Source organism: Streptococcus sp. HMSC062B01, assembly GCF_001811085.1.
GTDB classification, from domain to species: Bacteria; Bacillota; Bacilli; order Lactobacillales; family Streptococcaceae; genus Streptococcus; species Streptococcus gordonii.
On the sequence record NZ_KZ672806.1, the window covers coordinates 163798 to 190721 of the forward strand.

Genomic DNA, 26924 nt, shown 5'->3' on the forward strand with positions numbered 1-26924 from the left:
AAGATAAAAAGACAAACGCCAAAAATGACGTTTGTCTTCGATCTGAGAACAGTTTCAGCTGTTCTTTTTTGTTTTTAATTTTCATGAACCAACCACTACTATTATTTCTTTATCAATCCTCAAGCTGATGCCGAGACCTGATTTAAACAAGTTTAAAAAATATCGAAAAGAAGCTTGATATTGAGAATGGTCAAGATGATTGAAACTGCGTAACCTAGGATTGTATTCCACTTGGCATTGGTAAATTCTCCCATCAGTGACTTCTTAGATGTCAAATAAATTAGGGGGAAAATTGAGAATGGAAGAGCGATTGAAAGAAAGACCTGCGAATAGACCAATAACTGATCCAAGGTTTTTTCTTGATGTCCAAACAAGACGGCGACTATAATCACAGGGAGCAAGGCAAAAATACGTGTCCCGATACGGATAATCCACTGAGGTAATTTCAGATGCAAGAAACCTTCCATAACAATCTGACCTGTCAAAGTGCCTGTAATGGTAGAATTCTGTCCACTTGCTAAGAGGGCCAGAGCAAATAAAGTTGACAGAGTTGAGCTAGCTATCGCTCCTGCTATTGTCGAATCCTGTAAAGCATTGTACATTTGAGAAAAGGCCGAAATTTCAGATGCATGACCAAAAAAGAGAGATGCCCCTAAAATAAGAAGCAAGGAATTGACAACAAAGGCTAAGGACAACTGAAGATTTGAATCCCAGGTCATAAAGCGCACTGCTTTCCGAACATCCTTCTTATCTTTGTGATTGATTTTCCTTGTTTGGGATAGGGAGGAATGGAGATAGAGATTATGAGGCATGACTGTCGCACCTACAATCCCTAGAGCCAAGGTCAATTGACTTTCATGACCTGGTAACGGTGTTTCAAATAAAGTTGAAGTTGGTAAATAACCACCAATAATCCCCTGGATACTTGGATTGGATAAGGCCACAAGATAGGCAAAGATGGCTAATATGGTTAAAATAAGGGTCGTAACAATGGCTTCAATTTTTTTGAAACCAAATTTCATCAATAAAAGTAACAAAAATACATCTAAAACGGTTAGAAGAATAGCAATCATAATCGGTATTTTAAACAAAAGATTTAAGGCAATTGCTGAACCTAAAACTTCAGCCAAATCTGTCGCCATTAAAGCTAATTCTAAAATCACCCATAAACTATAGCGAAGCCACTTGGGAGCATGATGAGCTGTTGCCTGCGCTAGGTCCATCCTAGTCACGATACCGAGCTTTCCAGCCATCTGTTGTAACTGCATAGCAATGATGGATGAAATTAAAATAACAAATAAAAGGCTGTACTTGTAGGAGGCGCCACCAACCACGCTGGTGATCCAGTTTCCTGGATCCATATAACCAACCGCTACAAGAGCTCCAGGCCCTAAAAATGCTTTTAGATTTTGCCAAAAATGATTGTTATTCGGAGTTTCAATAGATTGATTGATCTCAGAAAGGGAGACCTTTTTGTAAGAAGACATAGGAATATTCACTTTCTAATCTTGTCTTTACATATTTCTTAATATAATATTTTTTGAAAGAATGATGAAAATAGTTTACCTATTTCCAATTCACCCTTATTATATCACATTTTAGAATGATTCCTAATAAAAGAAATGATAGTTAAATAGGCAATATCAGTATTGTAAAAGAGTCTGGGACAATAGTCCCTTATCTCCAAAAAAGAGTTTGGGACAAAAAGATTCCAATTTTTAAAAACCTTAATTATTAATCCCTTCAAATCTATAATTAAATGCAAGAAGCGAACAAAGCAGAATTCTGAAAGAAGAGGCCTAGGCCTCTTCTTTTTTGTTTTCTACTTATTCTCAATAAAACCAAACTTCTTTAATGGGGAAATTCTGAATGAAATGACTCCCTGAATCTGCTTGCTAGTAATTAAACCAAACTCTCGACTATCTCTTGTATTCTGCCGATTATCATTTAATATCAAGTAGGAATCCTTCGGAATCTTACGAGTTTTTGAATCAGTCAGCGTCTGCAAGCTAAAGTCATGCGTAAAATAACCTGAGTTACCAGGTGTTGCCAGGTATTTTTCCTTTAAACTAGATAAGTAATTCTCAGTTTTAATCTTATTGTTCAGATATAAGACATCATCCATATAGATGAATGCATCATTTCCTTTGGCAATCACTCGTCCTACATATTCCTTACCATCTACTTCGTAAAGAACAAAATCTTCCCTCTGAATCTTTTCTCCTCTAATCGCTAATACAAAATCATTCTCAGCAAGATAGTGATTTGAATCTTGTGATTTTATAGTATAGGGAGTAAAAACTAATAGACGCAAGGCAACAAAAATGAAAATTGCTATCACAAGGATCAGCAAATTACGAATCAAATCTCTCTTAACCATCATCTCTCCTTTTTCACCCTATTATACCATTTTTTACAGAATAAAAAAAGCCAATGATTACAAGAGAATCATTGGTTTTATATATATGTTTAGCGAACTGTGCGGATACGCATTGTGTTTGTACGAACAGCTTCTCCAACTGGTACACCAGCAACGATAACGATATCATCACCAGATTGTACAAGACCTGCTTCAACTGCTTTACGTTCAGCAATTTCAAACATGTCATCAGTTGATGATGGAGTGTCTGTCAACATCGGGATAACACCCCAGTTCAACATCAATCCACGCTCTGTTAATTCGTCAAATGTCAACGCCAAGATATCAGCATTTGGACGGTATTTAGAGATCAAGCGGGCTGTGTGTCCAGTCTTAGTAAGTGTTACAACCAATTTGATATCCATTGAGTTGGTAGCATCTTTAACTGCTGAAGCCATAACTTCTGTTTTAGAGTTACGTTCAAATGAATCTGAGTTCAAACGTCCGTATTCGTTAAGAAGAGTTTGAGCGTTCTTGTCGATTGTAGCCATTGTAGTTACTGACTCAAGTGGGTATTTACCATTTGCAGACTCACCTGAAAGCATTGTTGCATCAGTTCCGTCGATAACAGCGTTAAATACGTCTGAAACTTCTGAACGAGTTGCACGTGGTTTTTCAGTCATTGTTTCAAGCATGTTTGTAGCTGTGATAACAACTTTACCTGCAGCATTCACTTTAGTGATGATCATTTTTTGGTAAACTGGAACCATTTCAAATGGTACTTCAATACCCATGTCACCACGAGCAATCATGATACCGTCAGCCGCTTCAATGATTTCATCCAAGTTGTCGATACCTTGTTGGTTTTCGATTTTAGCGAACAATTGAACGTGACCATTACCAGTTTCTTCACAGATTGCACGAACTTCGTCGACGTCTTTTGCAGTACGTACGAATGAAATCGCGATGAAGTTGATTCCTTGCTCAAGACCGAAGCGGATATCAGCATTGTCGCGCTCAGCAAGTGCTGGGAAAGGAATTTTAGTGTTTGGGATGTTTACACCTTTCTGCTTAGCAATGATACCGTCATTTTCAACGACTACTTCAAATTCACGAGTTGCATCGTCTTTTGCGAAAACACGAAGACCAAGTTTACCATCGTCAACCAAAACTTGGTGACCAACTTCAACATCATCGTAGATGTCAAGGGCACCAGCAACGTTCAAAGCAATCACTTCGCGAGTTGATTTGATTCCTTGTTTAGTTGCAACACGGATTTTTTCACCAGTTTTGTATGAATATTCTTTTGCGTCACCTTCAAACAATTCTGTACGGATTTCAGGTCCTTTTGTGTCAAGAAGGAAACCAACTTTTTGTCCAGCAATTTCTTCAGCAAGTTTAACAGTCGCCATACGCTCACCTTGTTCTTGGTGGTCACCGTGTGAGAAGTTGAAACGGAAAGTGTTTGCTCCTGCTTCAATCAATTTAGCAATATTTTGAGCTGAAGCTTCAACGTCAAGTTTTTCACCCCAGTATCCGTCTTCACCGAATTTTTTACCACCACGGATTTCAACCGCAGGACCTAATGTTGCAACAATTTTTACGCGTTTGTTCATGATCTTATGAAACTCCTTTTATATATTTGGCCATTCTGACCTTTATAACAAATTAAATAGAAATACTACGATTTAGACTAGACAAAGCAAGATCTGCCTTGTGCGGATTGTTGACGATAATCTTACCATCTTGCGCCAAGCTAAAGAGTGCACCCTCTTCTGCTGTTCCAAGAATTGGATTTTCAACCATTTTCTCATTGCGGATACCGACGGCTACACCACCGATTCCTTTTTTAAGCAATTCAACAGCATGTGCTCCCATGCGAGAAGCAAGAACACGGTCACGAGCAGTTGGAGAACCACCACGTTGAATGTGACCAAGCTCAGTTACACGAAGGTCACTTGTATCACCAGCAGCTTTCAATTTTTCACCAAATTCATCCGCTGACATAACACCTTCTGCAAGAACAATGATATTGTGCTTCTTACCTTCCTCATATCCACGTTTGATGCTAGCCACAATCTCTTCAAATTTGAAACCTTCTTCAGGAACAATAATCTCATCTGCACCAGTAGCAATACCTGCCCATAGCGCGATATCTCCAGCATTACGTCCCATTACTTCAACAACAAAAGTACGACGGTGACTAGATGAAGTATCACGAATCTTGTCAATCGCATCCATTGCTGTTGTTACTGCTGTATCAAAACCAATTGTAAAATCAGTACCAACGATGTCATTATCGATTGTACCTGGTACACCAACAGCCGGGAAGCCATGCTCTGTCAAACGCATAGCACCGTGGTAAGAACCGTCACCACCAATAACCACGACACCTTCAATTCCATGCTTTTTCAATTGCTCAATTCCCTTAAGTTGCCCTTCTTTTTGCGCAAACTCAGGATAACGAGCAGAGTGAAGGAAAGTACCGCCTCGAGAAATGATATCCCCTACCGATGCAGCTGTTAATGGTTGAATCGAACCAGCAACCATACCAGCATATCCATCATAGATACCAAATACTTCCATTCCTTCAGAAATTGCTTTACGAACTACTGCACGGATGGCAGCATTCATTCCAGGGGCATCTCCACCACTGGTCAAAACAGCAATACGTTTCATTCGTTTATGCTCCTTTTTCTTTTAACATTCTAACTGATTATACCACAATCTTAGGGAAAATTCTTCCTTTTTTAGCGATAAATCGTTTTCATTGTAAATTTTTGTAAATCCTCTTGCAAATCCTTTGATTTTTCCACTTGGAAATGCGGTGCAGCGATTGTTTTACCATCAATTTCGTAGTGTAAAACAACTGGAATCGATCCCGGAAATCGTTGGAGGATTTCTGCAATCTGAAGATCATGTTCATGGTTTTCTAGCTGAATCCAAAACCGTTCTGAACTAGCTTCTACCGCCTCAGATAAAATCATTTGCAAACGACCATCCCTTTCCTGAATACGCCCCGTTAAAAAATAAATACCTTTTTCTTTTATACGATTCGCTAGTAACTTATAAGTTTCTGGGAACAGGGTCACATCCAGTTTCTTTTTGGTGTCAGTGACCTGCAAAAAGGCCATATTCTCACCATTTTTCGTCCGAATAACTTTGATAGACTGGACTTGAGCAAGAATTTTTGCCCTGCTGTTTTCAGCTAGATCTCCTATCCAAGAAAAGGATTCTGTTGTCGCTTTGGCAATGGTCATTAAAGGATGATCTGATAAGCCAACGCCAAGAATAGATTGTTCCAACTCAAACTTTTCAGACTGACTATAATCCTCAGCCTCTGTCCATGAATAACTGCTATCAGCAAAGAGACTTCCCAGCTCTTCCACAAAAATGAAGAGGTTTGTTAGATTGGAGATAATCTTTTGACGGTTAGACTCAAAACTATCAAAAAGGCCAATCTGAATCAGAGGAATCAAAGAAGACTCTTTCCTATACTGGGATGGTAAGCGTAGCAGAAAATCCTCAATTCCAGTAAAAGGTCGCTCTTCAATAATCCAGTAAGCTAGACCACGAGGAAGTCCCTTAATATTTTTCAGACCTAGAAAGATTTGATTTTCCTCAAATTTATCGCGATAAGGGACTGTATTGATGGTCAAGGGAGCAAGCTTAAATCCAAAGCTAAGTGCGTCCGTAACATAGTCACTGCTAGAATAATTTAAGAGAACATCAAAGAAAACTTCTGGATAATGAGCCTTGAAATAGGCCAACTGAAAGGCTAAGGCTGAGTAAGCGTAAGCATGACTTCGGTTAAAGCCATAGCCAGCAAATTTCTCCATGATGGCAAAGACTTCTTTAGCTTTCTTTTCTGAGTGTCCAAGCTTCATTGCGCCTAAGACAAACTCTTCCTCCATCTTATGCATTTCTACAGCATTTTTCTTACCCATGGCTCGGCGTAAGATATCGGCTTTTCCTAGACTGAAGCCCCCAAAGCGCTGGGCAACTTGCATGACCTGCTCCTGATAGAGCATGATACCATAGGTTGGAGACAGGATATCATCTAGGCTTTCATCAATTGAGACAACAGCTTCACGACCATGCTTTCTCTTGACAAAATTGTCAATATAATCACTAGCACCAGGTCGATTCAAAGAGGTTGTAGCGACTACTTCTTCAAAACAAACAGGCTGAACTCGCTTGAGTAAACTGATGGCTCCTGGCTGTTCAAATTGAAAGATTCCTTTGGTATCACCAGTAGCGAAAAGTTGTAAAGTTTTTTTATCCTCCAGATCAATGGACTCAATTTGGATGTCTATCTCATATTTCTTTATGACAGCTTCTTTCATTCGTTGGACAAAGGTTAAATTGCGCAAACCTAGAAAGTCCATCTTGAGAAGTCCATTGCTCTCGACTCCGTGGGCGTCATACTGAGTAATATACATATCCTCGCCATATTTGAGTGGTATCTGGTCTGTCAAATCATTGTCACTCATTACAACACCCGCCGCATGAACAGAGGTCTGGCGGGGGTTCCCTTCGATTTTTTTAGCAATGTCAAAGGCCTTTTGATACTCTAACTTGCTATTGATAATCTGTCGGAATGCAATATTCTTTTCATAGGCTGTACTCAGACTATCTCCAAAGCGAATCTTCTTAGTGATGTTGGTCAGCTCATACTCTGCGACACCAAAGCGTTTGAAAACATCACGAATGGCCTGCTTAGCTCCAAAGGTCGAATAAGTCACGATTTGGGCAGCATGAAGTGTACCATAACGATCACGGACATAACGAATAAATTCCGGCCGGTATACATCTGGAATATCGATATCAATATCAGGCATAGTGTAGCGTTCCAGATTTAGAAAGCGTTCAAAGAGTAGATTATTTTTGACAGGATCAATTCCTGTGATTTCTAAAGCATAAGCCACCAGACTTCCTACTGCAGAGCCTCGCCCCATTCCCATGTAATAACCCTGACTACGTCCAAAACGCAACAAATCCCATACGATGAGAAAATAATCATCAAAGCCCATCTGATGAATAACAGCAAGTTCCTGATTGAGGCGTTCCTGATAGAGAGAGCTTGTTAAGCCTCGTTTTTTCAGCCCAGCTTCTGAGCGCTCACGTAGTTCTTCCACTGCTGGACGCTCCGGATTAAAACGTGGCAATTTTAACTCTGTATCGATATCATAATGGACATCCTGAACTAGTCTTTCAAGATTTTCCAAACTCTCTGGAAAGGTCTTCTCAAAAGCGTCCCTAAGTTGCTCGGGTCGCAAAAAATGCTGACCGCTTGGCAAATCCCCTACCTCTCTCAGACTAACATTCTCTCGAATAGCCCTCAGCATCTGCAAGGTTTCCAAGTCTCCTGTATCAAAATAGCGGACAGTATAAAGAGGTAGCGTAGGCCTTGAAAAATCTTGAAGAGGAGTCGTTGGAGAAACCCCAATGTAATAATCTTTTCCCAGATCTAAATCATCAATTCCAGGATAAGCAGGAACAATCAGAGCCAAACCTTGCATCAAATGCTGAATATCTGACCACTCTTTTTTATCAAGCATGATGAGAGTTGAAACCTTCATCAAATTCCGATAACCTTGGCTGTTTATCGCCAACAATCGTAAGGACAAAGGCTGTCCATCTTTGACTAAGTTCAAATCCAGACCTAAAAGCCCCTGAATTCCAGCTACTTTTGTTTCTTCTAAAAAATGATAGGCTCCGTAGAGATTATCCATATCCATAATCCCTAAGTGACTATAACCAAATTCTTTCGCCTTTTCCACATATTTTTTAATTGAGACGAGGCTGTCCATAAAACTGTATACTGTTTTAGTATCTAACTGTGCAATCACTGGCCTCTCCTTCGCTTGTAATCTTTAGTTCCTATTATACTAGAATTTAAAAAAAGAAGAAACCAATGACAAAAAAAGCCTTAGAGAATCTATGGAATCTCCGAACAAATTTGATTTTTTTTTTAACAAACTATATAATATCTTAAAAGCATATTGATTTTTAGCCCAAATAATACTAATTGTACTGGCAACTAAGAATCAAATCTAATATCAATACCGCATGATGCTGTCTTGTTAGCTTTGTATCTTTTAGGAGGTTTATATGTCAACTTCATCTTTGCTTCGTTTGGAGCATGTTCAAAAGAATTATGGAAAGACTGAAGCTCTTTCTGGTGTTAACTTGGATATCCAACCTGGACGTATTGTTGGTTTGCTAGGACCAAATGGTAGTGGAAAAACAACTATCATCAAACTTATCAATGGTCTTCTGCAACCGACTTCTGGACAGGTTCTTATCAACGGAGAAAAACCTTCTCCAAAAACGAAAAAGGCTGTCTCTTATCTACCAGATACAACTTATCTTGGTGATAATATGAAAATTAAAGAAGTATTTGCTATGTTCAAAGACTTCTATTCTGACTTTGATGAAGAAAAGGCCAACCACCTTTTAGAAGATCTCAATTTAGACGAAAAAAGTCGTTTGAAGAATCTTTCAAAAGGTAATAAAGAAAAGGTTCAATTGATCCTAGTTATGAGTCGAAAGGCTGATCTCTACGTTCTTGATGAACCAATTGGTGGTGTGGATCCGGCAGCCAGAGACTATATTTTGAAGACAATTATTCAAAACCGTTCAGAGAATTCTTCTGTGTTGATCTCTACCCACTTGATTTCCGATATCGAAGATATTCTTGATGATGTCATCTTTATCAAAGATGGGGAAATCTTGTTGCAGGAAGATGCTAATGAGCTTCGCAGAAAACATGACAACACTATTGACCATATCTTCCGTGATCAGTTTAGAATTTAAAGGAGAGATTTATGTTTGGGAAATTATTAAAATATGAATTTAAAGCAGCCGGAAAATTATATGGCGTCTTGTTCTTAATTCTGGCTATTGTCTCATCAATATTTGGTCTGATGCTGTCTAACAGTATATCTACTGGAATTACGTCAGATGATGCTGTCTCAGCAGTCTATTCATTCTTTACTATTGTATTCTTTTCAACCTGTACAGCACTTGTTATTTCTAACCTAGTCATTACCATTAGACGTTTCTATCAAAATATTTTTGGTCGTGAAGCATACTTGACTTGGACACTGCCCGCAAATGCCCACCAAATCATCCTTTCAAAAATGACAATGGCAACTATTTGGTATATTGCGAGCGTCTTGGGAATTTTCCTAAGCATCATCTGGATGGCTTTTCTTGTAGCTCTTGGTTCAGGGGTTGATGTCCTCAATAAAATTGGTCTTCTTCTTTCCTACATTCCATTGATTCCTACTCTTCAAATAGCCTTCTATTTGCTTCTAGGTTCGATTTCTTTTGTATTATTCCTATACTTGTCTATTTCCATTGGACAGCTTTTCCAAAATCATCGCATTTTAATGTCCTTTGTAGCAGCCTTTGTTCTATGGATTATAATAGGAGTACTGAATCGTCAGCTTTATTTCACAAATCCTTTCATCTATGCGATTACCTATGCACAATATGTTGGTTCTTATTCCGAACCGCCTATTCAGTTCTCATTCCTGTCTGCTTATACTTATGAGATTATAAAACTTCTTCTTTTCTATTTTGGGGTTTACTATATTACTCGAACTAAGCTAAACCTTGAATAAAAATCTTAAATCATCAAAAGAACAATCAGAAATTTCTGATTGTTCTTTTACTCTAGTTTTCAAGGGCGCTTATTCGTGTTACAATAAGACTGTATATTTTATTTAAAGGAGTTGCTTTCATGCAAAAAGAAATCAAAGCTTCTGTTACGTCTTCACTAATCTGGGTCATTTTGGGGAGTCTTGGCCTGATATTTCTTCTTTTTAATCTCCCATCTGCTCTCCAAAAGAATGACACTGTTGGACTTGTTTTCTCTGGAATCTTTGGAATTATTCTTTTAGGAATCGTTATTGCTTTTGGCCACTTAGCATTAAAAGCACCGCAAAAAATCCGAGAAAAATATCAAAGCATTTACGAACGCTATCCTGAGCTTGCAGACCAGCACCAGCTCATCCAAGAAAAGGCACTCGTTAAAGATGATTTTAACTCTCTTTATCTCTACCGAGACGCTCTCTTTCTCGTTAAAAAGAGACTCCTTATGCCTGTTTACTTAGATGAAATTGAGTCCATCACTTTAAAGATAGAGTGGGTTCATGCTGGCAATGTAAAAACTAAAAATTTCTTCCTTTATGCAAAAAATGGGACGGAGCAACAACAGATTGGTTTGGGAATTATTGATCCTAACAAATACCAATACTTGATGGCTTTTTTTGAAAAGGTACTAGAATTGAAACCTAACCTAGTTTTCCAAAACGAGGTTGAAAATAAATAATATAAAACAAGTGACCGCATCTTTTATTGATGCCGTCACTTGTTTTTTGTATGCAAGTATTAAGTAAGACTTTTTTCAGACCACCTTGAAATTCGCTTACTTAATCTTATGTTTATTCATCTTTTCTTCAAAAATGCTTGTCATAATGGCGCGCAATTCTTCTCTTTCTTTGTCGGGAAGTTCGCCTTGTTGCTTAGCGACAGCGTATAGTTCAGGATATTGCTTAGCAACTCGTTCAACGGTCTTGGTCGTCGCATGCCCTCTCACGAAGAAAGGAATCCTCTTAATCCATTCCTCAGGCACGAGTGCCAGAATCTTTTTAGCAACTTCCTTATCGGAAATTTCTGCAGTGCTGAGCCCTTGATTGATCTGCTCCTGCTCTTTTTCTGTAAAATCTTTTAATTCCATACGCTAAATCTCCATCTTCTATTTTCTTAATGCTAACAGAGCACACTATTTACCCTCTACCCACTTATCATTGTCCATGATAAAGGGCTTGGCCAAACCTTCCCCTGTGTAGTCTTTATATTTGGTCTGCAAGTATTTGTAGACATCTTCCTTGGTCGCAAATTTGATTGCCTGATAAGGCTCTTCAAAGGTCAGCTTTTCGATAAATAAATATCCTTCTTTATCTGGGACCAATACACCGACGTGACCTACAAAAAGAGAATCGCCATCAAGATTATCATGAACAATGACTGATAGCATTCGAGCCTTTTCATTAAACTTGAACTGTTTGAAGTATTCTTCCATCTTCTTAGCATGGACTTTGACATCTTGAGTCGCTTCTGTCTTGACCCTTGAGAATAGAATATTGAACTTTTCCTTATCCTTAGCATCAAAGAGCTTCCCCTTGTCAATCGAATCATTATCGATAAACAAAAGTTCGTCGTCTTTTTTCACTTGAGGAATTTCGATGCTATTTTTCAGCAAAGTATAAGTATTAATCCGACAATTTGTCCCGATAAAATCACCCTTCTTTGCCTGCCATAGGGGATTGATTTTTTCTACATCATATTCAGTTTTGGTAAACTTAGTGAAATCGCCCCTTAATCCGGTCGATCCGACAAGGCCATTGTAATCATTGACTAGATTGACAAAGTTATCCACACTGTCTTTATCCAAATGAGCTGATAACAAACTCTTCACTTCTTCGACACTCTTTTTATTGTTTAGATTTGAATAAGTCGATGTAGTTTGACTTGTTTGATTATTTTTCTGCGAACTAGCACATGCTGCCAGCCCAAAAGCTAAAGCTAGGCAGGCGCAGGACAAGATTATTTTGCTGTATTTTTTCATATTTTATTTCTCTCTAATTCTTGTCTTCTACAGACTATTTTACCTTACAATTTTTCTGATGAGCCTTCAATTTTTTCAGAGCCCAGTCATAATGGCTGGAAGTAGCACTTACAAAATAGGAACCTAGTACAGTCCCTCCGACCCATTTATAGACATTTTTTGAAAATAATTCTTCGTTTGTAAATGTGTCTGCTAAGTCCAAAACATCTTGATGCGATTTCTGAAACATCTGAGTTGCCTCTTTTAGAGAAGTCTTTTGATGCTTCTGCCAAAATTCCAGATTCAACTCTCCATAAGTCTTCCAGTTATAGGGCGCAGGAAGAAAGGGCTGCTCTTGACCCTTTTGATTGGAATGCACCCAATTCAACAAGAGCTGATGCCATTCATAGAGATGAATCAAAACATCTCTTAGATTTTTATCTCGTCTCCAATGGGCCTCTTTCTTCTTTTCATCCCCAGAAAAATCAAAGGGCCGTATTAACTCTTGATCAGACAATTTGGAAATAAGAGTTTGTAGCTTCTCAAAGTTTTCCTTAGCAGCTAGCATCAAATCTTCTTTAGTTTTCGGTCTTGGCATAAGATTGCGCTCCTTTGTAACTTTCAGCTCTTGGAAATCATCAGCATTATAAGATTTTCTCAATTTCCTTTGCTATTTTACTCTTTTTCAATTTCCTATGTCTAAGGTATCTCCATAAAACAGCAGGATTCAAGCTGTAGGACAATTGCAGTAGATAGTAATTTACCCACTCTATAAGAGCAAACATCCAAATCGAAAAAGAAATAATGAACGTGGAAACTTCTCCGTGATTCAATAATATCACAAAAATTCCAGTAGCTAGTAAAATAAAATCCAATTTCTTCAATATCTTGTAAATCTTTCCAGTATACTTTTCAGCAAATCTCGGATTGGAAATCCTCTTGATTAAAATCCACCAAAAAACGGATCCTTGTATCAAGATAAAAGTTAGGAGAAACAAGGAGAAAGAAATAGAAATGAAGGCTTTAGTAGTGAGAATCCATTTTTTAAGCAAGAAAAAATTCATCCAAAATACTACAACAGCTGCCAATTCCCCGCTAGCTAGATTAGTCAACTTTTGCTTCAGAAGCTCTTTTGATTTCATCTTACACCACCATGAAAAAATTCTAACATTTTAAAAAAGAAGGTTTAAAGATCCTGTTTGTCCGAGTTCCTTTGTTTCTACTCCATTACTTTTTAGACTCATCACAATAAACTACAAATCCCTTTGGTAAGATGACAAGTTGCTGGCCATCAGTTTGGCATCGACTCACCAAATCAGCTGAATCTTTGTCTAAGAGATAATTCTCTTTGGACTGATTAAAAATGGCTCGGATTACTTGATGATCATGTTGCCATTCTAAAGCCAGCACATCAGGAGCGATTTCTTCTAAGGTAAATTTCCCATGCTGAATAATGTCCGCAATTTCCTTGCGAAGCTGAATCAAGTCCTTCATAAAATTGAGCATGTCATTGCTATTAGAAACACGGTCCCAAGGCATGACCCTTCTACAATCCGGGTCCATACCTCCGCCCAATTCTAGCTCAGTCCCATAATAAATACAAGGCGCCCCTCTTTGTAAAAAGAGAAAGACAAGCGCGGATTTGACCAGCTGGATATCCCCTTGAGCTGTCGTCAAAATGCGCTCTGTATCATGCGAATCCAAGAGATTAAACATAACTTCAGAAATCTGTTGCTTGTAGTACATGGACTGGCAATTCATCTCAGCTATGAATTGACTGGTCTTCTTGCTCCTGCTCAAAAAGTAGTCCTTGATACTATCGGATAGGGGATAATTCATGACAGCGTGAAACTCATCGCCTTTTAGCCAAGGCTGAGACGTATGCCAAACCTCTCCAAGAATGTAAAGGTCAGGCTTTTTGGCCAAAACAGCCTTGCGGAAATCTCGCCAGAATTGATGATCAACCTCATTAGCCACATCAAGCCGCCAAGCATCAATATCAAACTGTTCAATCCAATAGGTCGCAACGCTTAAGAGATAGTCTTTCACCTCAGGATTTGCCGTATTCAACTTAGGCATATAGCTGGCAAAGGCAAAGGTATGATAAGGCAGTTCTTTGGGATTCACAAGCTTGTCATTCGTCACTGGGAACTCTTGAATGTGGAACCAGTCTTTGTAAGCTGACTTTTCACCATGCTTGAGAACATCCTGCCATTGAGCGGATTGATCGCCCATATGATTGAAAACCGCGTCCAGCATGACCTTCATCCCACGCAGATGAGCTTGGTCCACCAGTTGACGGAAAGTCTCCTTATCCCCAAAGTGTCGATCAATTTCAAAGTAATCCGTCGTATTGTACTTATGATTACTTGGCGATTCAAAGATGGGACAGAGGTAAAGCCCTGTAATACCTAGGTCTTGCAAATAATCCAGATGGTCAATAATTCCTTGTAAATCTCCACCAAAGAAATCACTACTTTTAGGTGTGATTGACGAATCCCAATCTAGAGCTCCTTCTGGCGTAAGTTCAGCATTTCCATTTGCAAAACGTTCTGGGAAAATCTGATACCAGACCGTTTTTGAAACCCAGTCAGGAACCTGGCAGCCATCAATCTCATGAATATAAGGGAGTTTAAAGCCATTGCCTTCGTAATGAAGGTTTTCTGGACTATTGTCAGTGAAACCTTTATCTCCATACAAGACGCTTTGACCTTTTTTATCCTTAAGCTCAAAAATATACTGGAGCCTAGCAAAGTGCACAGAGACAGCTACTTGCCAATAATCAAATAAGGCATCAGAGGTCACCTTGACCATATCTTTCGCGTCTTCATAAGAATCTTCAATAAAGATAAAGGGATCCCCATAGTGCAAAACGATTTTCTCTATATCCTCTTTCTTAGTCCTAATTCTGATATGCACTTGACCTTCTTTATAAAGATAGGCATACTCTGACTCCGGTCTGTGATAAATGGCTGTTAATTCCATATTTTGTCTCCTAAACTTTCTCTTTCAATTTTTAAAGCAAACGTTTTCATAGCTTGAGTCTAGTATACTATTTTAAAAAAATGATTGCAAGCTATTGTTCAAGTTTGGGAAAGGGAATATTAAAAAGCCTTGGAGACAAGGCTTTTAGTTATTCAAGTTTTTAGAAAGATTCCTTACTTTTCTAAATCAAGTCATCTAGCCCACTTTTACTGATAGTGGCCATTACCGTTCTAAAATGAAAATTCTTTATTAGCTAGATGACATTAAAATCTTTCTAGATATACATCATTAGCAAAAGAATTCCTGTTGCATTGCCGAGAATATGAGAAAGTGCAGAAATCAAACAATTCCCAGACTTTTTATAAATCATTGCATAGATGATACTATCAACAGAAATCATGAAAATATCATAGCTTACAAGTCCAACACTACCACTAGAAATATGGGCTATCGCAAACAATAAAGAAGACAGAATGGCACAAAGCCAAAATGGTAGAATTCTCATTGACTTACCAAGAAAGAAACCTCTCCATGCAATTTCTTCCCCCAAGGCTGCGATTACTATTTGAACCATAAGGAGTGGTATTTTATCAAAGGATAACATACCATTCGTTCTTCCCAAAACATGACTAGTAAAAGCGCCCTTAAATACCATATCGCCGATAAGCAATGTTGCCACAGCGGATCCTACAGGAAACAAGACCAAAAGAATTACTCCTTGTTTTTTAAGATCATCGAAAAATGATTTAAAGCGCAAGCCCGATTCTATATGTGATTTTTTATCAAAATGTTCAAGAACAAAGAAAAAGAGAATACCAATCAGTACGGTGAGACCTGATAAAGAAAGTTCAGGTATTATCTTTGTCAAAGACAATACTGCCATTAGAAACAAACCAATGATAGTAGTATAAAAATACTTTTTATCTATTTTAGCAGAATCAGTCAAAACAATATTCCTCCTTGATTTAGTAAGACATCATCAATATTTTTTATCGAACAATATAAATTCCAATCTCCTAATCGGAATCAATATTATTGTATATTATAAATGGAAAAAAAGCTAATCATCTTATTTTCCAACCTATAAAAAGGAATGGCCTCTGCCACTCCTTTCTGAAATCTATACCTCCACCTATCTATCCAGTTTTATCACCTTATCATAACGCTCCAAGTCCTCATCGCTATAGTGATGAATCACTTCTACGATTGCTTGTGGGAGAGAGAAGAGAAGTTGATTGATTTTCTCTTGGTTTTTAAGGTCCAGATTGGCTTTAACTTCATCAGCTAGGATAAATTGGCGATTGTGATAGAGAGCACGGGCAATTTCTAACCGCTGCTTCTCACCGCCTGAAAGGGTTTGATTGCTTGGTGTTTTGCATTGGAGAGCTTTCAAACCAGTTTGCTGCAGGATTTCCTCCATCCTTCTGGAATCCAATTCTTGGCCCAAAGCGATATTTTCCTCTAGGCTCAAGCCATCAAAGACATGACTGGACTGGAGAATGTAGGCTCCTGCCTGATAGATTTCATCCGAGTTTAGCTCTTGTCCATGGTAACGAATCCGACCTTGGCTAGGCATGATTTCACCATAGATGAGGTTCAGTAAGGTTGTTTTCCCAGACCCGCTTTCTCCGATAATGGCAATCTTTTCCCCTTCCTCAATGGTAAGGTCACAAGGGGCTAGTATTTCTTGACCATGACGCTCTACGCTGACTCGCTCTAGCTGGATAGGAAAGACGGAACCTTCAAGAACAGAAGGCATTTTCCACTCCTCTCCCAGCAAGTTTTGATACTTATCACAGAGAGACTTGGCTGATTTTCTAGTATTGATAAAGTAAGATAGCTCCTGAAATTGGTAGCCGATATTGTGCGATACTAGGTAAATCCCAACAAAGCTGGCTGCAGATAGGTAGTTATAATAAGTCATGAAACCACCAATGACAATAGGCGCGACCGAGCAAAAGGCATCAATCCCATTGATAAAGAGGCTGTTTAGCGTCCGCTGCTTTTCATAGGCGATTTCTTGCTCTAAAGTCTTGTGCAAATCTTTGGAAAAAAGATTGTAAAACAAGCTTTGTCCCCGATAATGCCGTATGGGACGAGCACCCGCAATCATATTGGTCACCTGAGAGACGTAGCCTTGGTTAGCCATGGACTTCTGCTTAGTAATCGCATCCAAGCGTTTAGAACCTATACTGCTACAAAGAACTGGTATCGAATAAAAAATGATAAAGAGCAAGCCGAGATGAAAATTAGTCCAGAGAGCATAGCAGATGGAGACGGTTGTAAATCCCAAAGAAGAAATGATAATGACAGTCGGCTCAATATAGTTATCTTCTAGCTGTTTCACATCATTTTCCAGGTCGGACAAAACCTCTTCATCCGCTATCCGACGGCTATATAAGAAAGTCTGAAAGATAGCCCGCTTAATGCCCGACTTGAAGTCCGTCAGCACTCGTGCATAGTAATAGCGTTTCCCCGCCAAACCCAGCAAGAGAATCAAATTTCCCACAATCCCCCAAATCAAGACCTGCCACAGCAAATGCAACTGGTGATTGGTAAAACTAGAGACAATATACTGAATCAAAGCTGGAGTAATGACAGCCTCCAGCCAAGTAATCATAATCGCCACAAAATAGAAGAATAAATACTTTTTAGTTACATAAGATCTAAGCATAGCGTATAAACCTCCTGAAGTTATTTACCAACTTAGATGGTCGTTTTTTATCTAGATGGGGATATAAGGGCTTAATATTTTGTATAAAATGTGTATGTAACACCAAAAGCCTCTATTATCCTCCTAGAATGAACTTTTTCCATCGGCTAATTACATCCTTTAACGGCTCATCTAGATAGGAATAGGCCTTTTCCTTGATCCAATCAGGAATACCATATGCCGCCTCAGCTATACTCCCCGTTATTGCAGCAAGTGTATCACTATCGCCACCAAGGGAGATGGCATTTCTAATAGCATCTTCGAAGTCTCTACTTTCCAGAAATGCAATAATGGCCTGGGGTACGGTATCCTGACAAGTTTCATTGAAACGGTAAGTAGGGCGGATTTCATCTAGTGATTGAGAAAGGTTATACCCATACTCCTCCTCTATATGCTCCTTGATGAGTCTCTTACATTCTGAAGTGTTATCATTGATTGGTTGCTCATAATCCCCACAATAACCTCCAAAGTAATAACGACACAGAAAGATCGCATCAGTTGTCGCCATGGCGCCTTCGATACCTTCAGGATGATTATGGGTGACTTCTGCAGAAAGTCGTGCAAGCTCTCTAGTTGATGGTGTCATACCAGTTCTCGCACAAAAACCACAGTCCATAACCCAAGCACAGGGAGAAACACGCATAGCAGATCCATTTCCAAAGCTATTGTAATGATCACGATTGTCACTATTGATCCAACTACTAAACCGAGCACCGTAGCCCGCATCAGGATACATTTTGCCATATTTCTTCATGGCGTCAATAAAGTCATCTTTCTGACCACCATTCATAATAGCCTCAGCAACAGCGCAGGTCATAACCGTATCATCTGTGAAAAAACAATCCTCACGAAATAAGGGAAAATCCTTCGTTTTAATATTGTTCCATTCGTAAACTGAACCTACAATGTCTCCAATAATTGCTCCTAGCATGGTATCCTCCTTACGAACTATTGGTTTAGACAGAAATTTCTACTTTCCATACTCTTTTACTTTATCAGCATATTCAGTTAAAAGATTCTTTGAGTAAATTTTTTCATTTTTTGAATTTCTAACTTCTTTCCAAAGAATAGAGGCTACTTTTAGTTTATTCGAGTAATTACGATTATTTTCGTCTGCACAGAAATCCTTTAGAAATTGATTCCATTGACAAACCGAATGATCATACTTGGCATAGTCTGAATTTCCATAATAAACTTTTAGCATATCTTGAATTGTAAAACTCAAATCATGTTCTTTTTTTACTTTTCTCCAAGCAGTAGCCATATCCGCAGTAAATTTAAAGGGTGAAACATCTGTTAAAGTTGAGAAATATTCTCTAAAGTGTGCATTAAAGGAGAATCCACATTCAAGTAAGGGCGTATCTAAGGTAACGACTTCTACTCGTTTCTTATTTCTTTTTACTGATGATTTTTTAATCAAGTTTCCCTTGAAGTACTGCTCAATAATATCATTGAGTTCTTGTTTTGTACCTCTATATTCAAGCCCTAATGACTTGCATATCTGTGAAAGTTCATCACGATACCAATAGTATTTATTAAATTCATCAAAGGATGTGATTTTATCAAACTCAGGTCTACTCTCTATCAATATAACACCTCCTTAAAAACAGTTTAGGTTGTCATCTCAAAATAATGGAGTTTTAGTTTCTTTATTTTGAGGATTAGCTACGTTTCACTAACAAGCTTACACACTCAGCTGTTCGGACTTACCGTGTCATCTGTAAAAAAGCAGTCCTTCAGAAATAAAGGAAGTCCTTAGTTTTGATATTGTTCCATTCGTAAACAGAACCTACAATGTCTCCAACAATTACTCCGAGCATCCGTTTCCTCCTTATGGCATATCAGATTCGTTACACATTTCTAATGAATCACTCTTTAAAAATGGCACCACCAAATCAATCCACTCATAAGGCAAGTAAGCTGATAAATAGCCGTGGTTATAGCCCTTTGCTTCATACAAAATTGTCTTTGAATGTAGCTGTTGAAATAATTTCGCTGATTCTTTCACACAGTTCAATTCTTTTTCACCATAGATATACAGAACCTGAGCCTTGCTAGCAGAAATCATATCTTTCAGCTTGTAACATCCCATATAGTTTTTGTAAATGGTCACCAATGTTTTGATAGGCGTCCTTGGCAAATCCTCCAAATAATAAGCTTTTATTTCCTCTGGATAAGCCAGTTTAGGATAGAGTTTGTTCATCATGCTGAACTGAAGTTTGCAAGAGAATTTATTGAACATCAGTTTACCAAATAGAGACACTAGAAAGATGCTGATTTTAGCAAACCTTGGTTGAGGAATACAGATACTTCCGTCTATGATAGCTTTCTCAGCTATGCCGCTCTCTAAGGACAAAAGTTCAATGGCAATTTGACCGCCAAGTGAAACGCCACCAATCGCAAACAATTTTCCACCACAATTCTCTTTGATATAGTCCAAGATTTCCAAGGCAGAATCTTCAGTAGAAACATAATCAAGTTGATATTCTTCGCCGTGACCATTCAAAGTAGGTAAAATAACACGGTATTTTTCTGACAAGATACGTGCTTGACGAAGATAATTCCACCAAGAACTGCCGCCACCGTGTATCAGTAAAATAGGAGGCAAATTCTTATTACCAAATTCATGGAATTTCATGTTTAAACTCCTTACTGTAGGACTTTCACTAGCTACACCCTTGTTTAATCAGCTCGTACAAGCAGTGACACCGCCTCAACATGATGCGTTTGTGGGACTCAAAAGGTTTGGGTGAATCTTTTGAGGATTAACTTCGTTTCACTAACAAGCTTACACACTCGACGTGGTGCGTTTGAGGAAACAGATCCACCGGCTGGACTTTCTTCAACTCATATCCTAACTCATGATATAGTTTGATATCACGCGCCATAGTTGCAACATTACAAGAGATATAGGCGATGCGATCTGCTCCTGTTTGAGCGCTTGCTTTGATAAAGCTTTCTGTGAGGCCTTTTCTTGGTGGATCCACTAGGATAAGACTTGGTTGAATCCCATCTTTAAGCCAGTTCTTCATGGCATTTTCAGCTGTGTCACAGACATAGTGGGCGTTGGTAATCCCGTTGATTGCCGCATTCTTTCGGCTATTTTCAACCGCTTCTGGAATCACTTCCACACCATAGACTTCCTTGACATGCTTAGCGACAGAGAGACCAATCGTTCCAATTCCTGAGTAGGCATCGATAACCACGTCATCTTCTTTTAATCCTGCAAAGTCAATGGCTGTCTGATAGAGTTTCTCCGCCATTTGAGTATTGACCTGGTAGAAGGCTGGTCCTGAAATTTGGAAATCATTTCCCAACATTTGGTCGGTAATATAGTCTTGACCATAAAGAGTCTTCCACTCCTTGCCAAAAATCGCATTGGTATTTTGGTCGTTGATATTTTGCATGACAGATACAATCTCTGGGAATTGCTTGATGACTTGCTCAATCAATTGCTCCACTCGGAAAACTTTAGGACGAGTTGTCACTAAAATGACCATGATTTGTCCTGAGTAGTGCCCGCGTCGCACAACGAGGTTCCGAATCAAGCCAGACTGCTCCTTTTCATCATAAGGCTTCAAATCAAAACGACGGAGCAGATCTCGAAGAGCCACCACGACTTGGTCAATGACAGGATCTTGAATAAAGAAATCTTCAAGGGGCATAAGGTCATGCGAATTCTTACGGAAAAAGCCAGTTTCCAAGACACCATTCACTCGACGAACAGGCACCTGCGCCTTATTTCGATACTTGACTGGATTCACCATACCAAGCGTTTCAGCAACTTCTACATCCGAAATTCCTGCAATCTTGTAGAGACTATCCTTGACTTGCTTGCTTTTAAACTTGAGCTGCTCTGGATAGGCTAGATGCCCCAAATCAGCGATACCTGAGCGTAGATAAGCTAGGTCAAGGTCTTGGTTACGATGTGGAGAATGTGTAAGGTATTCTTCAACTTTCCCGTAGCCAATCTTTTTATTGACTTTAAGGACTCGCATGAGGATTTTCTCAGTTGGTAAAGCATTTTCTACAAAGAAAACCAAACCATCAACCTTGGTAACTCCTGCTCCCTCATGTGTCAAATCCACAATTTCAACTTCTACAATATCATTTTTCTTTAACATATTTTTCTCTTTCTGCTTTATCGCTCTGCCATTTTCCCAAAAGAAAAGGTAGAAACTTGTCCTACCTTCCATTATATCATAGATATCTATCTCAAGCCCATTTGCTGTAATTTGGCCTTATAGGCTTCAAAGTCGATCAAGAGACCTTGGCCACCGTACATGTCATAGGCATCTTGCCAGTCGCCTAAGTCAGGAATAGTGACACGTTCAACTCCACCAGCTGCCCCACTCAAGAGAGACCAGCTATTGGTCAAAGGGAAAGTGTAAGGTAGATTTGTAGAGGTCATTGCATAGACCTTACCCAAAGCTTCTGAGCCTGAAAAGAGTTTCATTGGATTTTTGGATTGCTGGATCACGGCTGTCAATACTTCCTGCTGGCGACGAGTCCGACCAAAGTCACCTTCGTCGTCCTTACGAAAACGCGCATAGTTAAGTAAGGTTCTGCCATCCATCCGCTGCGGACCGACTTTAATGGTTTGATTGGGAACCACGCCATCCTTCATATTGAGGTCATCTGGGATTTCTACTTCCGTTACAGGCTGGCCATCAATCGTTGAAAATTGAGCATTCATAGCAACGCCTTCTGGAAAGAGAGTGTCAATAGCTGTCGCAAAGGTTGAAAAGTCTACCAAGGCATAGTATTTGATATTGATATCAAAATTATCCTTGAGCATTTCACGCACCAATTCTGCCCCTTGGTGATTATTTTGCTCACCAATGGTATAGGCTGAGTTGAGCTTCTGATCATACTCACCAGGCTGGCTAACACCTTCAATATTAACGAGAGTATCCCGCATAAAGCTGACTAATTTCAGTTTCTTATCTTTGCCCCCAACATTGAGAACCATGATGGTATCAGTTCTCGTTTCATCAGAAGTCTGTCCAACACGACCATCTGTCCCTAAAATAAGGATATTGGTTCCATTTGGACTATCTTCACCATGAAAGACTTCAGCTGTCGGTTTGTTTTCAGCTGGTACTGACCAGACTCCTTTGATAAACATGACAAGCATTCCAGCCAATACGAGAACGATAAAAGTAAGTACCCATTTCAAGACACGACCAAAGGTCCATTTTTTCTTGCGTTTTTTGGGTTTCTTTTCCTCTCCCTCGGGACCTGAGTCAGTCTGACTTGGCTTTTCTATTCGCCGTTTTTTAGGCTTCTCAGCTTTTTCAGACTGTTGCCGATCCTTTCTGCGGTTTGTTCTATTTGGGTAAACAGGTAAAGAGTCTTCCAACTTGTCAGAAACAGGCTTTTCCTCTTCTCTGTAGCTAGGCTCAAAAATCTCTCCCTGAGCCTTACGCATCAGATAGTTATATTCTTCCTGTTCCCGCTCGTTTAAGTAATGAAAGTTTTTATATAAATAATCTAAACGTAATTGTTCATGATGGCTCAGATTGTCTTGTTGTTTCGCCATATTTCCCCCGACATTTATGCAATAAGATGGACATTGTATTGTCCTAAAATTTTATAAGTAATTCCGATGGCTGTTAATTCTTCCAGAGCAAATTGGAGCAAAGACTCCTGTTCACCATTGACATCAATGATAAAGAAATATTCTCCCAGTGCTGTCTTTAGAGGCCGACTTTCAATCTTAGTCAAATCAATCCCTCGCCAAGCAAAGACAGACAAGGCCTTATAGAGAGCACCCGGTATATTGTCCGGCAAAGTCAATCCCAAGGTCTTTTTGGGAGCAAGTTTTTCTAAAGCGAACTCCGGTCTCTTACAGCCTAAAACCCAAAAACGTGTGAAATTTTCACTCATTTCTTGGATATCTCTTGCCACAAGTTGCAAGCCATACTCCTCAGCAGCCGTTTCTGGTGCAATAGCAGCATAAGGCTTCTCTGGATGTTTTGCTACTAGACGCGCTGCTGCAGCTGTACTAGCAGTTACTTCCAACTTAGCGTACGGATAATGCTCCTGAATATAAGTCTTAGACTGAGCAAGAGCTTGTGGGTGAGAAAAGATTGTCTCTATCGGTCCATCAGTCTGACAGGCTAGAAGCTGCTGCTTAATTGGTTGAATCAACTCTGCTACAGCTTGAATCTGCGCCTGATGAAAAAGATAATCCAAAGTCTCGTGAACACTGCCCTCAATCGAATTTTCAACTGGAACAATTGATAGGTCCACTTGACCTCTTTCATAAGCCTTGATGACTTCTGTGATGTTTGGATAGGACTCTAAATGTGCTTCTGGAAAAGCCTTCTGAGCTACTTGATGAGAAAAAGAGCCCTTGGGCCCAAGATAGCCTACAAGCATCGAATCATCTCCGCAATTTCTTCTGGTGTTTTTCCTGCTACATCAATGATATGCGTAGCAATTTTCTCATAAAGAGGTAAGCGAGCTTCAAAAATTTTCTTAAATTCTTCTCGTGTGTTGTTTAAGTAGAGTGGCCGCTGCATGGCAAGATCATTCTCAATGCGCTGATACAGAGTATCAAAATCCACTCGTAGATAAATATTGTATGGATTCTTGTCAAGCAGATCTCGGTTATGCGGATTGACCACAATTCCTCCACCTGGAGAGATGATTTTTGCCTGATTTGCTAATAAACTCTCCAAGGTTGCTGTCTCTATCTTTCGGAATGCCTCTTCACCTTCTTGAGCAAAGAAGTCATTAATAGACATCCCAATCTGATTAACAATCAGCTCATCCATATCATGAAAATTGGGATCCAGAAGGCGACCGACAGTAGTCTTGCCTGCCCCCATAAATCCTAATAAAATTTTAGACATTCACTAAGTCCTCCAAATGAGCAAAAAAGTCTGGATAACTGGTATTGATTGCTTCTGCTCTCGAAAGTTCTACACTTCCATCTTTTACCAAAAGTGCTGCAATGGCAGTCATCATACCAATTCGATGATCTCCATATGTATGAACGGAAGCTCCTTTCAAAGGTGTTTTCCCTTGGATAATCATTCCATCCGCTGTCGGCTGGATGTCTGCCCCCATACTATTGAGTACATCAGCTACAACCTGAATGCGGTCCGTTTCTTTAACTTTCAACTCCTCAGCATCTCGGATCAAGGTTTGTCCCTCAGCTTGTGTCGCTAGCAAAGCAATAATAGGCAACTCATCGATTAAGCGAGGAATTAGTTCTCCACTGATTTCTGTTCCATGAAGTTCCGAGCTTTCAACAGTGATGGTTGCCGACTTGGCTACTTCATCAACCTCAGACACTGACAACTTGCCTCCCATAGCTTGGATCACATCTAAGATGCCTGTTCGAGTCTCATTGATACCGACATTGGTTAGAGTAATTTTGGAGTTTGGCACAACCAAACCAGCTACCAGCCAAAAAGCTGCGCTAGAAATATCTCCAGGTACAACGACTTCCTGAGCTTGCAGTTCTTGTTTACCAGCTACTCGGATCTCTTTGCCGTCCACCTTTAGCTGACCGCCAAATTGCAAGAGCATATCTTCCGTATGGTTTCGTGTCAAATCTTTTTCGATAATCAGCGACTCGCCCTGCGCTTGCAGAGCTGCAAAAATGAGGGCTGACTTCACCTGAGCCGAAGCAATAGGCAATTGATATTGAATGGGTTTTAATTTTGGATTGCCATGAATAGTCAAAGGAGGTAAATCTCGCTCTGTTTGACCAGCAATCTCAACTCCCATCTGTCTCAAAGGCAGGCTGATACGATCCATGGGTCTCTTAGACAAGCTGTCATCTCCTACCATCTGAGCAGAAAAGTTCTGACCAGCTAAAACGCCAGCAATCAAGCGCATAGAGGTACCTGAGTTCCCCATATCAAGTGGACGCTGAGGTTCCTGCAAACCATCAAAGCCACAGCCATGGATTTCAACAAGATCTCCCTTATCCTCAATTTGAACGCCCATCTCTCGGAACACCTGCATAGTTGAGAGGACATCCTCTCCACGCAAAATATCATGAACTTTGGTGACACCCTTGGCCAAGCTTCCAAAAATAATGGAGCGATGGCTGATAGACTTATCACCAGGCACACGCAAACTTCCTCTTAAACCTTTTGCATTTGTCCTTAGTTTCATGGAATACCTCGCACAATTGTTTCCTTTCATTTTAACACAAATAGAGCATGAAAACAAATGAAGATCAGCCTTTTCTAAAGACAAAAAACACTCTAAATCTATTAGAGTGTTATAGGATTATGTCCTTTTTTGACTGATTAAATATGTTCTGAAAACTTATCTTGAATAAATTGGGCCGAACGAGCTAATTTAGCTTCTTCCTCTTCTGTCAAAGTCAATTGCAACTGTTCGATAATGCCTGAACGACCAACAAGAGCTGGATAGCTTAGATAGGTATCAAGCGGTGCATAGTAATTTGTCACAGGCAGTTCTTCATGGGCATCTGAAATGACAGCCAAAGCCAAACGGATAGCTGCACTAGCAATCCCGTAGGAAGTGTACTTTTTCCCGTAAAAGACGGTATGACCGCCCTTCATAGCTTCCGTGCCAATTTCTTCTAAAACTTCTTCTGAAGTCAGCTTGCTAATAGGCTGCCCCTTAACTCGAACTTGGCTCCAAGCGGTAAACTGGGAATTTCCATGCTCACCCAGATTATAGCCGTAAACACTGCGAGGATCAACTCCAAACCGGACTCCAACTGCCCTCTTCATTCTTGCAGTATCCAGCAAAGTACCAGTCCCAATCACTCTTTCTTTCGGAAGGCCTGTATAATGCTGGTATAGGCTGGTCACAACATCAACTGGGTTCGTGATGGCAATCAAAATCCCATTAAAGCCTACTTCCTTGATTTTTTTGGAAACTTCAATCACCTCTTTTGAAGTGAAAGGCAATTCTACAAATCGGTCAGCATTTGGATTGTCTTGTAATTTAATATTTCCTAAGGCTGAAATAATAACATCAGCATCCGCTAAAGCTTCATAAGAATTAACTGTGATATTAGCATGATGATTGAGATTGGCTGCAGCATCTTGAAAGTCTAATGCATCAGCCTTGACCTTAGCTTCATTAGTATCAATCAGCACATAATCATCAAAAGCTCCTTGTGCAATCAAACCATGAGCGACCGCAGCTCCAACATTTCCCATCCCAATAATAGCAACTTTTCGTGACATAGAAATTCCTCTCATTTCCTTTTCGTTATGATTCATTATACTCAGAAAGCATCAAAAATC

The 26924-nt window shown here is 39.5% G+C and carries 24 protein-coding genes and 1 pseudogene; 3 read left to right on the top strand and 22 right to left on the bottom strand.

Annotated features, from left to right (window positions below; genetic code table 11):
* Positions 1 to 152 precede the first annotated feature (152 nt).
* The 5 genes from HMPREF2780_RS09610 to HMPREF2780_RS09630 all read right to left on the bottom strand — a co-directional run bounded on the left by HMPREF2780_RS09610 (position 153) and on the right by HMPREF2780_RS09630 (position 8211).
* Positions 153 to 1487 carry an Nramp family divalent metal transporter gene (locus tag HMPREF2780_RS09610; RefSeq protein WP_045635231.1) on the bottom strand — a complete coding sequence of 445 codons (1335 nt, stop codon included), beginning with the start codon at positions 1485 to 1487 and terminating at the stop codon, positions 153 to 155.
* A 335-nt stretch (positions 1488 to 1822) separates the two neighbouring features.
* Positions 1823 to 2380, bottom strand: coding sequence for a signal peptidase I (gene lepB, locus HMPREF2780_RS09615; protein WP_045635230.1), 558 nt, complete (start codon positions 2378 to 2380; stop codon positions 1823 to 1825).
* An 89-nt stretch (positions 2381 to 2469) separates the two neighbouring features.
* Positions 2470 to 3975 carry a pyruvate kinase gene (gene pyk, locus HMPREF2780_RS09620; protein WP_045635229.1) on the bottom strand — a complete coding sequence of 502 codons (1506 nt, stop codon included), beginning with the start codon at positions 3973 to 3975 and terminating at the stop codon, positions 2470 to 2472.
* A gap of 52 nt (positions 3976 to 4027) precedes the next feature.
* On the bottom strand, positions 4028 to 5038 hold the full coding sequence (gene pfkA / locus HMPREF2780_RS09625) for a 6-phosphofructokinase (protein ID WP_045635228.1): 1011 nt from the start codon (positions 5036 to 5038) through the stop codon (positions 4028 to 4030).
* Between the two features lie 71 nt (positions 5039 to 5109).
* Positions 5110 to 8211 carry a DNA polymerase III subunit alpha gene (locus HMPREF2780_RS09630; protein WP_061595941.1) on the bottom strand — a complete coding sequence of 1034 codons (3102 nt, stop codon included), beginning with the start codon at positions 8209 to 8211 and terminating at the stop codon, positions 5110 to 5112.
* A gap of 262 nt (positions 8212 to 8473) precedes the next feature.
* Here HMPREF2780_RS09630 and HMPREF2780_RS09635 point away from each other — a divergent pair, with 262 nt between their 5' ends.
* From HMPREF2780_RS09635 to HMPREF2780_RS09645, 3 genes are all read left to right on the top strand, one after another.
* Positions 8474 to 9178, top strand: coding sequence for an ABC transporter ATP-binding protein (locus HMPREF2780_RS09635; RefSeq protein ID WP_008809279.1), 705 nt, complete (start codon positions 8474 to 8476; stop codon positions 9176 to 9178).
* Positions 9179 to 9189: 11 nt separating this feature from the next.
* On the top strand, positions 9190 to 9990 hold the full coding sequence (locus HMPREF2780_RS09640) for a hypothetical protein (RefSeq protein ID WP_048775159.1): 801 nt from the start codon (positions 9190 to 9192) through the stop codon (positions 9988 to 9990).
* Between the two features lie 119 nt (positions 9991 to 10109).
* Positions 10110 to 10700, top strand: coding sequence for a hypothetical protein (locus HMPREF2780_RS09645; RefSeq protein WP_048775160.1), 591 nt, complete (start codon positions 10110 to 10112; stop codon positions 10698 to 10700).
* Positions 10701 to 10796: 96 nt separating this feature from the next.
* Here HMPREF2780_RS09645 and HMPREF2780_RS09650 read toward each other — a convergent pair whose 3' ends face one another.
* The 17 genes and pseudogenes from HMPREF2780_RS09650 to HMPREF2780_RS09730 all read right to left on the bottom strand — a co-directional run bounded on the left by HMPREF2780_RS09650 (position 10797) and on the right by HMPREF2780_RS09730 (position 26864).
* Positions 10797 to 11108: a hypothetical protein gene (locus tag HMPREF2780_RS09650; RefSeq protein WP_048775162.1), complete on the bottom strand. Its 312-nt coding sequence runs from the start codon at positions 11106 to 11108 to the stop codon at positions 10797 to 10799.
* 45 nt (positions 11109 to 11153) lie between these two features.
* Positions 11154 to 11999 carry a DUF4300 family protein gene (locus HMPREF2780_RS09655; RefSeq protein ID WP_061594533.1) on the bottom strand — a complete coding sequence of 282 codons (846 nt, stop codon included), beginning with the start codon at positions 11997 to 11999 and terminating at the stop codon, positions 11154 to 11156.
* A gap of 34 nt (positions 12000 to 12033) precedes the next feature.
* Positions 12034 to 12576, bottom strand: coding sequence for a ClbS/DfsB family four-helix bundle protein (locus tag HMPREF2780_RS09660; RefSeq protein ID WP_048775200.1), 543 nt, complete (start codon positions 12574 to 12576; stop codon positions 12034 to 12036).
* 46 nt (positions 12577 to 12622) lie between these two features.
* Positions 12623 to 13120, bottom strand: coding sequence for a hypothetical protein (locus HMPREF2780_RS09665; protein ID WP_008809285.1), 498 nt, complete (start codon positions 13118 to 13120; stop codon positions 12623 to 12625).
* 85 nt (positions 13121 to 13205) lie between these two features.
* Complete coding sequence (locus HMPREF2780_RS09670) at positions 13206 to 14963, bottom strand: glycoside hydrolase family 13 protein (RefSeq protein WP_061586197.1); 1758 nt, start codon at positions 14961 to 14963, stop codon at positions 13206 to 13208.
* 274 nt (positions 14964 to 15237) lie between these two features.
* Positions 15238 to 15909, bottom strand: a complete 672-nt coding sequence (locus HMPREF2780_RS09675) for a CPBP family intramembrane glutamic endopeptidase (RefSeq protein ID WP_061586196.1) — start codon at positions 15907 to 15909, stop codon at positions 15238 to 15240.
* Between the two features lie 186 nt (positions 15910 to 16095).
* The gene (gene gggC, locus HMPREF2780_RS09680; RefSeq protein WP_061595942.1) at positions 16096 to 17637 is read right to left on the bottom strand and encodes a streptosactin export ABC transporter GggC; all 1542 of its coding nucleotides are present in this window, start codon (positions 17635 to 17637) and stop codon (positions 16096 to 16098) included.
* A gap of 115 nt (positions 17638 to 17752) precedes the next feature.
* A complete protein-coding gene (locus HMPREF2780_RS09685) occupies positions 17753 to 18607 on the bottom strand; it encodes an ADP-ribosylglycohydrolase family protein (RefSeq protein WP_061595943.1) in 855 nt (284 codons plus the stop codon).
* A 39-nt stretch (positions 18608 to 18646) separates the two neighbouring features.
* On the bottom strand, positions 18647 to 19264 hold the full coding sequence (locus tag HMPREF2780_RS09690) for an SAP domain-containing protein (RefSeq protein ID WP_105026555.1): 618 nt from the start codon (positions 19262 to 19264) through the stop codon (positions 18647 to 18649).
* A gap of 119 nt (positions 19265 to 19383) precedes the next feature.
* Positions 19384 to 19496: pseudogene (locus tag HMPREF2780_RS09695) on the bottom strand (ADP-ribosylglycohydrolase); the annotation flags it as partial.
* A gap of 11 nt (positions 19497 to 19507) precedes the next feature.
* The gene (locus HMPREF2780_RS09700; protein ID WP_061595945.1) at positions 19508 to 20314 is read right to left on the bottom strand and encodes an alpha/beta hydrolase; all 807 of its coding nucleotides are present in this window, start codon (positions 20312 to 20314) and stop codon (positions 19508 to 19510) included.
* Positions 20315 to 20441: 127 nt separating this feature from the next.
* Positions 20442 to 21800: a 23S rRNA (uracil(1939)-C(5))-methyltransferase RlmD gene (gene rlmD / locus HMPREF2780_RS09705; RefSeq protein WP_061595946.1), complete on the bottom strand. Its 1359-nt coding sequence runs from the start codon at positions 21798 to 21800 to the stop codon at positions 20442 to 20444.
* 86 nt (positions 21801 to 21886) lie between these two features.
* On the bottom strand, positions 21887 to 23218 hold the full coding sequence (locus tag HMPREF2780_RS09710) for an LCP family protein (RefSeq protein ID WP_061595947.1): 1332 nt from the start codon (positions 23216 to 23218) through the stop codon (positions 21887 to 21889).
* Positions 23219 to 23232: 14 nt separating this feature from the next.
* Positions 23233 to 24060: a prephenate dehydratase gene (gene pheA / locus HMPREF2780_RS09715; protein ID WP_061595948.1), complete on the bottom strand. Its 828-nt coding sequence runs from the start codon at positions 24058 to 24060 to the stop codon at positions 23233 to 23235.
* Positions 24051 to 24536 carry a shikimate kinase gene (locus tag HMPREF2780_RS09720; RefSeq protein WP_061595949.1) on the bottom strand — a complete coding sequence of 162 codons (486 nt, stop codon included), beginning with the start codon at positions 24534 to 24536 and terminating at the stop codon, positions 24051 to 24053. Before HMPREF2780_RS09720 ends, pheA begins: the two co-directional genes overlap by 10 nt.
* Positions 24529 to 25812, bottom strand: a complete 1284-nt coding sequence (gene aroA, locus HMPREF2780_RS09725) for a 3-phosphoshikimate 1-carboxyvinyltransferase (RefSeq protein WP_061595950.1) — start codon at positions 25810 to 25812, stop codon at positions 24529 to 24531. The genes HMPREF2780_RS09720 and aroA overlap by 8 nt, the downstream gene beginning before the upstream one ends.
* A 137-nt stretch (positions 25813 to 25949) precedes the next feature.
* Positions 25950 to 26864 carry an L-lactate dehydrogenase gene (locus HMPREF2780_RS09730; protein ID WP_061595951.1) on the bottom strand — a complete coding sequence of 305 codons (915 nt, stop codon included), beginning with the start codon at positions 26862 to 26864 and terminating at the stop codon, positions 25950 to 25952.
* Between the last annotated feature and the right edge of the window lie 60 nt (positions 26865 to 26924).